Origin of the sequence: Kordia antarctica, from assembly GCF_009901525.1 — a bacterium.
Lineage (GTDB): Bacteria > Bacteroidota > Bacteroidia > Flavobacteriales > Flavobacteriaceae > Kordia > Kordia antarctica.
This window is the reverse complement of record NZ_CP019288.1, coordinates 1,633,465-1,645,749: the sequence shown is the minus strand read 5'-3', so window position 1 is coordinate 1,645,749 and position 12,285 is coordinate 1,633,465. Positions and strand designations below refer to the sequence as shown.

Annotated in this window: 14 protein-coding genes; 12 read left to right on the top strand and 2 right to left on the bottom strand. The window is 31.6% G+C overall.

Annotation, left to right across the window (positions count from 1 at the left end; genetic code table 11):
• Positions 1-22 precede the first annotated feature (22 nt).
• The gene (gene cmk, locus IMCC3317_RS06660; RefSeq protein WP_160128754.1) at positions 23-712 is read left to right on the top strand and encodes a (d)CMP kinase; all 690 of its coding nucleotides are present in this window, start codon (positions 23-25) and stop codon (positions 710-712) included.
• Between the two features lie 155 nt (positions 713-867).
• Here the strand turns inward: cmk and IMCC3317_RS06655 are convergent, their stop codons facing one another.
• Positions 868-1,248, bottom strand: a complete 381-nt coding sequence (locus IMCC3317_RS06655; protein ID WP_160128753.1) for a LysM peptidoglycan-binding domain-containing protein — start codon at positions 1,246-1,248, stop codon at positions 868-870.
• A 301-nt stretch (positions 1,249-1,549) separates the two neighbouring features.
• Here IMCC3317_RS06655 and rpsA point away from each other — a divergent pair, with 301 nt between their 5' ends.
• Positions 1,550-3,328, top strand: a complete 1,779-nt coding sequence (gene rpsA, locus IMCC3317_RS06650) for a 30S ribosomal protein S1 (RefSeq protein WP_160128752.1) — start codon at positions 1,550-1,552, stop codon at positions 3,326-3,328.
• Positions 3,329-3,396: 68 nt separating this feature from the next.
• On the opposite strand, the gene IMCC3317_RS06645 is transcribed toward rpsA, so the two are convergent.
• A complete protein-coding gene (locus IMCC3317_RS06645) occupies positions 3,397-3,648 on the bottom strand; it encodes a helix-turn-helix domain-containing protein (RefSeq protein ID WP_160128751.1) in 252 nt (83 codons plus the stop codon).
• Positions 3,649-4,050: 402 nt separating this feature from the next.
• Here IMCC3317_RS06645 and IMCC3317_RS06640 point away from each other — a divergent pair, with 402 nt between their 5' ends.
• From IMCC3317_RS06640 to IMCC3317_RS06595, 10 genes are all read left to right on the top strand, one after another.
• Positions 4,051-4,296, top strand: coding sequence for a hypothetical protein (locus IMCC3317_RS06640; protein ID WP_160128750.1), 246 nt, complete (start codon positions 4,051-4,053; stop codon positions 4,294-4,296).
• A 70-nt stretch (positions 4,297-4,366) separates the two neighbouring features.
• Positions 4,367-5,362: a hypothetical protein gene (locus tag IMCC3317_RS06635; RefSeq protein WP_160128749.1), complete on the top strand. Its 996-nt coding sequence runs from the start codon at positions 4,367-4,369 to the stop codon at positions 5,360-5,362.
• Positions 5,362-6,306, top strand: coding sequence for a grasp-with-spasm system ATP-grasp peptide maturase (gwsG, locus tag IMCC3317_RS06630; protein ID WP_160128748.1), 945 nt, complete (start codon positions 5,362-5,364; stop codon positions 6,304-6,306). The genes IMCC3317_RS06635 and gwsG overlap by 1 nt, the downstream gene beginning before the upstream one ends.
• Entirely contained in the window at positions 6,306-6,476 is a 171-nt protein-coding gene (locus IMCC3317_RS06625) for a hypothetical protein (RefSeq protein ID WP_160128747.1), read from the top strand. Before gwsG ends, IMCC3317_RS06625 begins: the two co-directional genes overlap by 1 nt.
• Positions 6,473-7,540 (top strand): grasp-with-spasm system SPASM domain peptide maturase, encoded by a 1,068-nt coding sequence (gene gwsS, locus IMCC3317_RS06620; protein WP_160128746.1) that lies wholly within the window; start codon positions 6,473-6,475, stop codon positions 7,538-7,540. Before IMCC3317_RS06625 ends, gwsS begins: the two co-directional genes overlap by 4 nt.
• A gap of 69 nt (positions 7,541-7,609) precedes the next feature.
• A complete protein-coding gene (gene pyrR / locus IMCC3317_RS06615; RefSeq protein WP_160128745.1) occupies positions 7,610-8,161 on the top strand; it encodes a bifunctional pyr operon transcriptional regulator/uracil phosphoribosyltransferase PyrR in 552 nt (183 codons plus the stop codon).
• Between the two features lie 2 nt (positions 8,162-8,163).
• Positions 8,164-9,093, top strand: a complete 930-nt coding sequence (locus IMCC3317_RS06610) for an aspartate carbamoyltransferase catalytic subunit (protein ID WP_160128744.1) — start codon at positions 8,164-8,166, stop codon at positions 9,091-9,093.
• Between the two features lie 162 nt (positions 9,094-9,255).
• Entirely contained in the window at positions 9,256-9,588 is a 333-nt protein-coding gene (locus IMCC3317_RS06605) for a ribonuclease Z (protein ID WP_160128743.1), read from the top strand.
• A 23-nt stretch (positions 9,589-9,611) separates the two neighbouring features.
• Positions 9,612-10,520 carry a ribonuclease Z gene (locus IMCC3317_RS06600; RefSeq protein WP_160128742.1) on the top strand — a complete coding sequence of 303 codons (909 nt, stop codon included), beginning with the start codon at positions 9,612-9,614 and terminating at the stop codon, positions 10,518-10,520.
• An 18-nt stretch (positions 10,521-10,538) separates the two neighbouring features.
• Complete coding sequence (locus IMCC3317_RS06595) at positions 10,539-12,260, top strand: AraC family transcriptional regulator (RefSeq protein ID WP_160128741.1); 1,722 nt, start codon at positions 10,539-10,541, stop codon at positions 12,258-12,260.
• Positions 12,261-12,285: the final 25 nt, after the last annotated feature.

The following is a 12,285-nucleotide window of genomic DNA, read 5'->3' as shown; positions in this document are numbered from 1 at the left end:
GGCGTTAACTAAGTGCTGAGTCATGAACAAAATTACCATAGCTATTGATGGCTTTTCATCCACTGGAAAAAGTACCATTGCCAAGCAACTTGCCAAAAAATTAGAATATATATACGTCGATACTGGCGCCATGTATCGCGCAGTTACTTTATTTGCGCTTCGCAAAGGTCATATTGATGCAGAAAACTTTTCTGTGAATGATTTGGTAGCAGATTTAGATGCGATCAATTTAACATTTAAATATAATGATAGTTTAGGCTTCGCCGAAATGTACTTAAATGGAGAAAACGTTGAAAAAGAAATTAGAACACTTCATATTTCTGAGTATGTGAGCAAAGTGGCAGCGATTCCAGAAGTTCGATATCAGTTGGTAAAACAGCAACAGAAAATGGGTAAAGACAAAGGAATTGTAATGGACGGTAGAGATATTGGAACGGTCGTATTTCCTGATGCAGAATTGAAATTATTTATGACAGCTTCGCCAGAAAAAAGAGCGATGCGTCGGTACAAAGAACTCATTGATAAAGGTGATAAAGTTGCGTACGAAGATGTACTACGAAATGTGCAAAGCAGAGATTATATAGATTCGCACCGAGAAGATTCTCCATTGCGACAAGCAGAAGATGCTGTTGCTCTTGATAATAGTGATATGGGACTCAAAGAACAATTTGAGCGCATTCTAAATTTAGCCAATAGAACAATTAATCCATAAAAAAGACTGTCTAAAAAGTTGAACTTTCGTCAAGCCGAACTTGATTCGGTTTCCCATAATAATTGAAAATCAACATAATGAGATTCTGAATCAAGTTCAGAGTGACGCTTTCTAATACTTTTTAGACAGCCTTTTTCTTTATATATTACTTTTTATTATAAGTTTGGAATTACCAACTCTTGTCCTGGATGAATAACATCAGGATTCTTTAAAATACCTGTATTTGCTTCAAAAATAGCAGTATACTTTCCAGCTTTTCCATAATATTGCTTTGCAATCTTACCTAAAGTTTCTCCACTAGAAACTGTGTGACGGTGATATACTGAATCATCGGCTACTTTAATATCTGCTTCAATATCTTGAGGCATTTCTCCACCAGATTCTTTAATTTTGTCCCACATTAAATTCTTTTCGTGCGGCGTACCGGCAACACCAGAAACTTTTAATACTCCATTCACTTCTTCTACATTACCATGCTGGATTCCTAAAGCTTCACCAAGGTCAAGAACTCCTTGATATTTTGATTTTACACTCATTCTTTTATTATTTTAATTATTAATATCATAAAGATAAACTAAAAAAATAAATTCTATGTTATGCCAGTGTTACAATCTGTTTTTTCGATGAAAATCATATTTTGTAGTTAAATTGAATAAATGCACCTCTAATTGAATGTTATAAGTTTGTAAATCAAAATAATAATAGTATTTTTGCACTCCTTTTTAGCATGTTAGAGAATCGAAAAGGAAAAAATAAATTTATACAAACATAACAGCTACTGCCTTTCACATGTGAAGAGTCTCTAAAAAGAGCAGTATACAAAATAATACATCAGCAATGGCTGAAGAAACAAAAAACCCAGAAGTTCAGGAAGTTAAAAACCCTGAAGAATTTTTAGCAAACTTTAACTGGCACAATTACGAAGAAGGAATTGACCAAGTTGAAGACGAAAAGTTAGAAGAATTCGAAAAATTAGTAGCGGCAAATTTCGTTGATACAGATGATGATGCTGTAGTAGATGGAACTGTAGTAAGAATGACTGACAGAGAAGCGATCATTGATATCAATGCGAAATCTGAAGGTGTAATTTCTTTAAACGAATTTCGTTACAATCCTGACTTAAAAGTAGGAGACACAGTAGAAGTATTAATTGACATTCGTGAAGACAGAACTGGACAATTAGTATTATCTCACAGAAAAGCGAGAACAATCAAAGCATGGGAAAGAGTAAATACTGCTCATGACAATGGTGAAATCGTAAACGGTTTTGTGAAGTGCAGAACTAAAGGTGGTATGATTGTAGACGTATTCGGAATTGAAGCGTTCTTACCAGGATCTCAAATTGATGTAAAGCCAATTAGAGATTACGATCAGTATGTAAATAAAACAATGGAATTCAAAGTGGTTAAAATTAACCATGAATTCAAAAACGTTGTTGTTTCGCATAAAGCTCTTATTGAAGCTGATATCGAATTACAGAAAAAAGAAATCATTGGTCAATTAGAAAAAGGTCAAGTACTAGAAGGAATTGTGAAAAACATTACTTCTTACGGTGTATTTATTGATCTTGGTGGAGTTGATGGATTAATTCACATTACAGACCTTTCTTGGTCTAGAATTAATCATCCAAATGAAGTGGTTGAATTAGATCAAAAATTAAATGTTGTAATCCTTGACTTTGATGATAACAAATCAAGAATCCAATTAGGATTAAAGCAATTAAGCGCTCATCCTTGGGAAGCGTTGAGTTCTGACTTAAAAATCGGAGATCAAGTAAAAGGAAAAGTCGTTGTTATTGCTGATTACGGTGCATTTATTGAAGTTGCAGAAGGTGTTGAAGGATTAATTCACGTTTCTGAAATGTCTTGGTCTACACACTTACGTTCGGCGCAAGATTTCGTAAAAGTAGGAGATCAAGTAGAAGCTAAAATCTTAACTTTAGATAGAGAAGATCGTAAAATGTCTCTTGGTATTAAACAAATGACGCCAGATCCATGGACTGATATTACTACAAAGTATCCTGTAGGTTCTAAACACACAGGAACGGTACGTAACTTCACTAACTTTGGTGTATTCGTAGAATTAGAAGAAGGTATTGATGGATTAATTTACATCTCTGATTTATCTTGGACTAAGAAAGTGAAGCATCCATCTGAATTTGTTACTGTTGGTGACAAATTAGAAGTTCTTGTATTAGAATTAGATGTAGATGGACGTAAATTAAGTTTAGGTCACAAACAAACTACTGAAAATCCTTGGGATAAGTATGAAGGTGAATTTGGTGTAGGTACGTTACATACAGCAGAAATTACTGATACAAACGATAAAGGTGCAACGGTAGCTTTAAACGAAGATGTAGTAGCTTTCATTCCTTCTCGTCACTTAGAAAAAGAAGACGGAAAGAAATTGAAAAAAGGTGAAAAAGCTGAGTTCAAAGTAATTGAGTTCAACAAAGAATTCAAAAGAGTTGTAGCTTCTCATACAGCTATCTTTAGAGAAGAAGAGCAAAAGAACGTTCAGGCAGCCGCTAAGAAATCAGCAGCTTCTGAAAAAACTACGCTTGGAGACTTAGATGCTTTACAAGAGTTAAAAGACAAAATGGAAGGGAAAAACTAATTTCCAATCATTTTATCAGATATAAGAAAGCCGTTTCAATTTGAAACGGCTTTTTTTGTGGGTATATTTTATTCTTCTTTTTTTTCTTCTTCGGGAGGGAATTCAAATAATTCTGTGAATTTAATTTCTAAACCTATCATAATCTTATATAAAGTTTTAATAGTTGGACTTGTGCGTCCAGTTTCAATTCTTTGTACTGCACTTTCGTCCATCCCTGATTCTATACCTAAATCAAGCTGAGTCATATTTCTATCCTTTCTTAAGTTTCGAATTTGTTTTCCTATATTTTTAATGAATTGCTCTACATCAACTTCTTCCATAATTATCGCTACTATATTTTTTGGAAAATAATGGTATTGATTGAAAATGAACCAGACAATTTTGTCGTCTAATGATTTTTTTCTATTTTTGGATGATTTATATATACGAATTGTACTAACATTTCATGAATTCTTGACGCTTATACAATATTTACTACGCTTATGAAGATTACTTGTATATGTGTAATCTATTTCTTTAATTTGTGTAGTTGGTATTCTTTTTTAAATACATATAAATACTATACAACAGCTAAACATCTCCCTAAACCTTAGTTGCAATAATTGAATCATTCGTTTTTTAGATTAATCATCTAAGAAATTCAAAATATTTGATTGCAATCAATGAAGCGGAAACCGAAAAGCTTTTAATAGAGTAGGAAAAATTTTAATTATTTATAAATTATGGAAAAATTAAGTTTAGAGAAGTTCAAAGACGTAGAAATCAATGATGCTCAAAAAAACCGTATGTTTGGTGGTACTGCTTCATCAAGTTCATCAACTTGTAAAACTAAACCTGCTTGGTCTCAAGTAGATACTCAAACTGATTTTTACACAGATGCTTGTAATGATGGGGATTATGCATACGTAGGTTCATCAATGATGACAACCGATTTATTAACTCAAGTCTCATTTTACGATTCTTGGTAGATTTCAAAAATAAATGAACAAACTAGGTCTTTCTAAAACATATTGAAAGATCTAGTTTAAAAATAAATAAATGAAAAAACTTTTAAATGTCTTGGTATTTATACTATTTCTAACTGCTTGTAAAAAAGAAAAAGAAGCCGAAACGCTTCAAATAGCAAGCTATCAAGAGTATCAGAATGATATGCAAATAGTATCTGTACTAAATGGTGCAGAAGATTGTGAACAACTAATCGCTATTTTTGAAACTCTAAAAACCATTGATGGTAAAGAGAAATTGTATCGGTTAGGAAGAAGTTTATGTGATTTTGAGTATCCCGAAATTTGCACGAAAGGTTCTCATCAACTAACTGATAAATTAGGCAATATTTTTAATAATGATCAATCGGTTAGGGAAGAATTTAGTGCATTTATACAAGATAAAGATTTAGATTTTTCTCCCGGAACAAATTTTTCTGAAGAACTAAAACAGCAAAAATTTTATTGGGATTCTATAGCAAAAAAGACAGATTCTTTAAATCTTTTAGAGTTTACAAGCATTATTGATAGTACAGGAGAATGGATTGGTGTTGAATATTTAAAAAGAAACCCGAATAGTTCAAATTTAGGTATTTTGATAGGGCATTTTCCTGAAAAGGAATATATGAAATATACCATCATGGCATACGAAAGTGCTACCAAAGGAAAAGAATATTGGAACAGTGTTGAAAAAATGATTGGTTTTTCAAAAAAATATCATATTGAAGACATGGAGTATTATACAAAACGGAAAAAAACTATTCCATTTCGATTTCTAGAATATGAATTAACAGGTATTATCAATGAGAAATCAGATTTGACTCAATTGGAATTTACTAATATTGCAAAAGTGCAAGTTAGCTCGAATGATTCCTCGAAATTGTATTTTGAACTTTCTAGTTCTATTGATGATATTGAGACTCGTAGAAAACTTTTAGCACAAGCAAAAAATCTCCTTATTAAACTCGGTCGGGATGAAAACTCTATAAGAATCAAAGAAGAAAAAGAGTCACACAAAGAATACAAACTATATTATGAAATAGTTCGCTAATGCATCTAATTATATCCGAAAAGCTAGACCAACCTACTAATGAAGCTTTAAAATGGTTTGCACACTACAAAAAAGAAGCTACAGTACTTACTATTGACCAAGTAGTTTCCGCTGATTTTAGCACAGGCTTTGATAATCCTTTACTATCTTTTAATAACTATAATATTAGTTTTAAGGAAATTAAAAGTATTTGGTTCAGACGCGGAAGATTAAAGTTAAAATATGATTATCAATCCAATACTGATAGTGAAGTACTGAAGCAGTTTCATATAGGAACAAAAGTCACTATTGAAGTTTTTTTGAATTATTTAGCGCTTACAAATATAAGATATGTAGGCAGTCCGTTCAAAGTAAATGTAAATAAATTAGAAGTATTACATATTGCTAAAAGAATAGGTTTCAATATTCCAAAAACGATTGTAACAGATGATTTAAAAAAAGTGCGCGCTTACTTTGGAAATACTTCGGTTATTACCAAGCTTCTAGTTCCAATGAATAACGTGTCTTCTGATAATCAAAAAATAAATTATTTGACGTTTAATCTCGATGAAAATGTTTTAGAAGATAATGAAATTTCAATCTCACTTTTTCAAGAGAAAATTGAAAAAAAGTATGAAATCAGAACCTTTTTTCTTGGAGGGAAAACATTTTCTAAAGCTATATTTTCTCAGTCAGACGCTATGACAAAAGATGATTATAGAAATTACAACAACGAAAATCCTAATAGAGAAGTTCCTTTTAAACTCTCGAAATCAATGGACGAAAAAGTGTGTAATTTAATGAATGCAATAGGATTAAATACAGGTTCATTAGATTTTATGATAAGCGAAAAAGGTGAATTTATTTTTTTGGAAGTAAACCCTATTGGTCAATTTTCGGATTTAAGTTTTAACTGCAATTATAATTTAGAAAGAAAAGTTGTTGAATATTTAATACAATTATAATGAAAAAAACAAAATTTCCTGCCAGTCATCAATTAGCTATTCAGAGTGAATCTTTTGTAAAAGAAGGAACTCTGTTACAAAGATGTACAACTGAAATACATAACACAAAAAGAGAAGCTATGACAACTGCACATTGGAAACCAATTTCAAAAATACTTCTTCCGATATGAAATTAGTAAGATTTGAAAATTGTGTTCCTGTAAAAGGGCATTCGCGCGCTACCATTTGCGATCTTCAACGAAATCGTATAAAACTTATTCCGAATACTTTATATGAAATTCTAACAACTCATAACGGGAAAAGTGTTGCAGAAATTAAGACATTTTACAAAGAAGAAGATTATGATACTGTTGATGAATATATTGCTTTTTTGATTGCCAATGAATTTGTTTTTTTAGCAGAAGAACCACAATGGTTTCCAAAATTATCTATGGAATGGGAATCTCCTGATCAAGTTACCAACGCAATTGCAGATATAGATGCAATAAGTACATATGACTTGTTTAAATTTTTACAAGAACTCAATAATTTTAGTTGCAATTCGTTGCAATTACGATTTTATGACTTAGTAAATATGGATTACTTAGAAGAAATTTTACAATTCTTAGAAAAATCATGCTCTTCAATAATTGGTGTAGAATGTTATATAAAATACAGTAAGTTCTTAGAAAAGGATACGCTTATAAATTTTGTAGATTATCATTCTCGATTACTGAGATTGATTGTTCATAGCGCAGAAAAAGATGAAGTTATTCCTAGTGAAATTAATGACCAGGCTTTTTTATTTTTTACAAAACAAAATATCAATTCACAGACACATTGCGGTATAATTCATAAAGATTTTTTCACAGTCAATTTACCTTTGTTCACAGAATCACAAAAACATAATTCCTGCTTAAACCGCAAAATCTCAATAGATGCAAACGGCAATATCAAAAACTGTCCATCAATGCCGCAAAGTTTTGGAAACATTGAAAATACAACGTTACAAGAAGCGTTACACCAAAAAGACTTCAAAAAATATTGGAATATTACCAAAGATCAAATTGATATTTGTAAAGATTGTGAATTCAGATACGTTTGTACCGATTGTAGAGCATATACCGAAAACCCCGAAGATGAGTATTCAAAACCACTAAAATGTGGATACAATCCGTATACAAATGAATGGTCAGAATGGAGTGTAAATCCACTCAAACAAAAAGCAATAGAATACTATAAGCTACAAAAATAGTATTGTAAGTTTGAAATACTGTTCAAAAAATCTGTACTTTTGTATTCCAAACACTATTTGGAGTTAACTATGAGTCAAAAAATCTTATTGAACTCAAAAGAGATCGGAATTATTCTTCATCGATTGGCATGTCAGCTTATCGAAAAACATCTTGATTTTTCAAATACCGTATTGATAGGAATTCAACCTAGAGGAATTTATCTAGCGGAACGCTTAACCAGTATTTTACGTGATGAATATGAAGTAAAAAACATAGAATTAGGCTATCTCGACATCACTTTTTACCGAGACGATTTCCGCCGAAGCGAAAAAATACTTGAAGCAAATAAAACGAATATCGACTTTGTCGTAGAAAATAAAAAAGTTGTTTTCATCGACGATGTTTTATATACAGGAAGAAGTATTCGCGCCGCATTAACTGCAATTCAATCCTTTGGAAGACCAGACGAAATAGAATTATTAGTATTAATAGACAGACGTTTTAGCAGACATTTACCAATTCAGCCAAATTATCGTGGACGACAAGTAGACGCAATCAACAAGGAGAAAGTAAAAGTGAATTGGTTGGAAAATGACGGCGAAGACATGATATATCTTATAAACCAAGAAAAAGACAATTAGAAATGAGCGAACTGAGTGTCAATCACTTACTAGGAATAAAATATCTCAAAGAAGAAGATATACAACTCATTTTTGAAACGGCAGATCAGTTTAAAGAAGTGATCAATCGTCCTATAAAAAAAGTACCATCTTTACGAGATATCACAATTGCCAATCTATTTTTTGAAAACAGTACACGTACAAAACTTTCGTTTGAATTGGCAGAAAAACGATTGTCCGCAGATGTCATTAACTTTTCTGCTTCGCAATCGTCTGTGAAAAAAGGAGAAACTTTAATTGATACGGTAAATAATATTCTATCTATGAAAGTAGATATGATTGTCATGCGACATCCAAATCCTGGCGCTGGCGTATTTCTATCCAAAAATGTAAGCGCAAGTATCATAAATGCTGGCGATGGCGCACACGAACATCCAACACAAGCATTGTTAGATTCGTATTCTATTCGTGAACGACTTGGCGATGTTGCTGGAAAAAATGTGGTAATTGTGGGCGATATTTTACATAGTAGAGTTGCCTTATCAAACATATTTGCACTCAAATTACAAGGCGCAAATGTGAAAGTGTGCGGACCAAAAACATTATTGCCAAAATACATTGAAAGTTTAGGTGTCAAAGTAGAAACTGATTTGCGAAAAGCACTAGAATGGTGCGATGTAGCAAACATGCTTCGCGTGCAAAACGAACGTATGGACATTAGTTATTTTCCGTCTACGCGAGAATACGCTCAGCAATACGGAGTTACAAAAACCTTATTAGATTCGCTTGACAAAGAAATTGTAATCATGCATCCCGGCCCAATAAATAGAGGTGTGGAAATTACAAGCGACGTTGCTGATTCCAAACAATCTATCATTCTAAATCAGGTTGAAAATGGAGTTGCAGTTCGTATGGCAGTTATTTATTTATTAGCTTCTAAAATAAAACAGTAACATACATTTTTGCCATTTTTTAGGAAATAGAAAATGTCAAGATGCGTTCAGTATATTAAAATAGCGTTAAACCTATTTTAACAACACTACTATCAAGGAAATTTTGTAAATTGTAGATAGAACTTAAAAAAACTACCTAAAAACCCTCTAAACTTTTAACCTATGATTTTAGACAAACAAGAAAATATTTTAATCATAACACAAGAATCTGTTGACACCGTGGAACTTGTGAAAAAAATTAATGCGCGTTACAAGGAAATGCAGAATGATAACATCATTGTAAACCTGTTTTCATTTGGTAAATTGACTAAAAGTGATTTGGTAGAATTTTTACAACTTTCCAAAATACATCGAGCAGCAAAACGTTCGTTCGTCATTGTAACTAATAAAATTAATACCGATGATTTACCAGAAGCCATCATGACAGTGCCAACACTTCAAGAAGCTTTTGATATTATTGAAATGGAAGAAATAGAACGCGATTTAGGTTTCTAGCTTTCAACGATTAATAAAACTAAATGAAATTAACCATATTGGGCTGTTACGCAGCAACACCAACAAAACATACAAATCCGACAGCGCAAATTCTAGAAATTAGAAACCATATTTTTCTCATAGATTGTGGTGAAGGAACACAAGTGCAACTTCGAAGAAGCAAAGTCAAATTTGCGCGAATCAAACATATATTCATCTCACATTTACATGGAGATCATTTCTACGGACTCATAGGATTGATCTCCACGTTTATGTTGTTGGGAAGAAATACGGATTTGCATATTTACGGTCCAAAAGGACTCAAAGAATTAACCTTATTACAATTAAAACTCACAAAATCTTGGACGAGTTATACGCTTTGTTTTCACGAATTAGAAAGTAAAGAATCAGAGCTTGTTTTTGAAGATGAAAAAGTTACGGTGACAACAATTCCGTTAGATCATCGTGTGTATACGAATGGTTTTTTATTCAAAGAAAAAGAAAAAGAGCGCAAACTAAACATCAATGCAGTTCTCAATTTCGAAATTGAAAAATGTTACTATCAAAATATAAAGAAAGGTAAAGATATTACGCTCGATTCTGGCGAAATCATATCAAATGAAAAACTTACTTTTGATCCTCCAAAGCCGAAAGGATACGCTTTTTGTAGCGATACAGTATATTTCCCTCAAATAATTGATCAAATCAAATACGTAGATGTTTTATATCACGAAGCTACGTTCCTTGACAAACATGATCAATTAGCTACTAAAACCAAGCATACAACCGCAAAACAGGCAGCAATGATTGCCAAAGAAGCAAACGTTGGTCAGTTAATACTCGGTCATTTTTCAACACGTTATGACGGTTTCAACGAATTTAAGGAAGAAGCCGAAACCGTATTTGAAAATGTAGTATTAGCAGACGACGGAAAAGTGTTTGAGTTTAATTAATTAATTAAAACAAATATGATGTCAAGTACGAATATGTATAGAATTCTGAGAATTACTATTGGAATTGCTATGCTTTTTTGTTTGTGGAAATGTGAAAAACAAGAAACACTGAAAACTATTTCTGATGAAGATTCAAAACGTTTATCAAGAATCTATAATATTATAGATGAAGATTTGCACAAAGCAGAAATTGATATTGACACATTATTAATAAAAGCTACAAGAACTGATAATATGCTTTTAAAAGCAGAATTATACTTGCAAAAAGGCGTTTTACTAACTAAAAAAGGGGAATTCAATAATGCACTAGATACACTCGTAAGTGGCGTAAATTTGATAAAGGATATCAAAGATTTACCATTAAAAAATTTATTCCTCTTGCGAATAGGAAATGTGTATGCATTAGCTGATAAGAGTGACATTGCAATGACTTACTACACAAAAGTGTATGAAGATGCATCCGCTAAAAACACTAAAAAAGAGTTGATTTTGTCTTCTATAAATATGGCGAAACTCATGCGCAATGCTGAACGATTTGAACAAGCATTAGAAATGTACAAAGTTGCCTATAAACAAACACAACATATAGATATAAAAGAAAGTAATGTAGCTAGAATTTTGATGGGAATGGGCGGAACGTATTTAAAACTACATCAACCAGATTCTGCTATATATTACACTGAAAAAGGATATAAAATCAGTAAATCAATTAATGACAAAACTGGCGAGAGTTTTTTTCATCACGATTTTGGCGTTGCATATTATCTAAAAAATGAATACTCAAAAGGATTACAATATTTAGATTCCGCTAGAATATATATAGAAGCTATAAAAAATGATGAACGTTTGTCTGAAACACTCTTTAATATTGGAAGATGTTATTACAAATTGCAACAATATGAAACGGCTATTGGATATTTTGATGAGGTAACTTCGATCATTAATCAAGCTGAAAAACTAGACAGTAAAGGGTTTAATCCAATTTATTTAGAAGACATGTACGACTTATTGTCTAAATGTCATTTAGCTTCTGAAAATTATGAGAAATCAAGTTTTTATGAAACCAAGCGAAATGTACTGAACAGAATTAAAAATAAAGAAAATAATGAAATCGCAAAAGCACTACACGATAGCGAATTAAATATCAACAATAAATTCATCAAAACAGTTTTGGTTACAAATGAGCGAACATTATTCAGATACAAAGGAATTTCAATAATCATTGGATTGCTTTGTTTGACTTTGTTATACTTATTATTTCATTACAGAAGTGAGGCAAAAAAGAATAAAGAAATTTTTGAAAAACTCATTCAAAAGCAGGATGCAAAAGCAAATGAAACCATTCAAAAACCAAAAGAAATTATCATAAAAGATGAAAAAGTAACACAAGTTTTAAAACGATTAGAGAAAATTGAAGCACAAGGATATTTTTTAGAATCTTCTTGCTCGTTGGCAAATATGGCAAAAAAGGCAAAAACAAATACAACCTATCTAACGCAAATAATAAAACAATATAAGGAAAAAACTTTTTACCAATACCTCAACGGATTACGAATAAATTATACAATAGATCGATTGAAAACTGATACTCAATTTCGTAAATATGCAATTAAACATATTGCATTTGAAGTTGGTTACAAGAGTCCAGAATCATTTACCAAACACTTCAAAAAAGCTACGGGTATTTATCCTTCTTATTATATAAAAGAATTGGCCAAACACAATAAACACAATGCTTAACATTACTTGTATTAATAATTTTCAT

Coding starts and splice junctions, on each gene's coding strand:
- IMCC3317_RS06655 (WP_160128753.1), bottom strand. CDS start 1,248: ATGAGTGTAAAATCAAAATATCAAGGAGTTCTTGACCTTGGTGAAGCT.
- rpsA (WP_160128752.1), top strand. CDS start 1,550: ATGGCTGAAGAAACAAAAAACCCAGAAGTTCAGGAAGTTAAAAACCCT.
- IMCC3317_RS06645 (WP_160128751.1), bottom strand. CDS start 3,648: ATGGAAGAAGTTGATGTAGAGCAATTCATTAAAAATATAGGAAAACAA.
- IMCC3317_RS06610 (WP_160128744.1), top strand. CDS start 8,164: ATGAGCGAACTGAGTGTCAATCACTTACTAGGAATAAAATATCTCAAA.
- IMCC3317_RS06595 (WP_160128741.1), top strand. CDS start 10,539: ATGTCAAGTACGAATATGTATAGAATTCTGAGAATTACTATTGGAATT.
- gwsS (WP_160128746.1), top strand. CDS start 6,473: ATGAAATTAGTAAGATTTGAAAATTGTGTTCCTGTAAAAGGGCATTCG.
- pyrR (WP_160128745.1), top strand. CDS start 7,610: ATGAGTCAAAAAATCTTATTGAACTCAAAAGAGATCGGAATTATTCTT.
- IMCC3317_RS06605 (WP_160128743.1), top strand. CDS start 9,256: ATGATTTTAGACAAACAAGAAAATATTTTAATCATAACACAAGAATCT.
- gwsG (WP_160128748.1), top strand. CDS start 5,362: ATGCATCTAATTATATCCGAAAAGCTAGACCAACCTACTAATGAAGCT.
- IMCC3317_RS06640 (WP_160128750.1), top strand. CDS start 4,051: ATGGAAAAATTAAGTTTAGAGAAGTTCAAAGACGTAGAAATCAATGAT.
- IMCC3317_RS06600 (WP_160128742.1), top strand. CDS start 9,612: ATGAAATTAACCATATTGGGCTGTTACGCAGCAACACCAACAAAACAT.
- IMCC3317_RS06635 (WP_160128749.1), top strand. CDS start 4,367: ATGAAAAAACTTTTAAATGTCTTGGTATTTATACTATTTCTAACTGCT.
- cmk (WP_160128754.1), top strand. CDS start 23: ATGAACAAAATTACCATAGCTATTGATGGCTTTTCATCCACTGGAAAA.
- IMCC3317_RS06625 (WP_160128747.1), top strand. CDS start 6,306: ATGAAAAAAACAAAATTTCCTGCCAGTCATCAATTAGCTATTCAGAGT.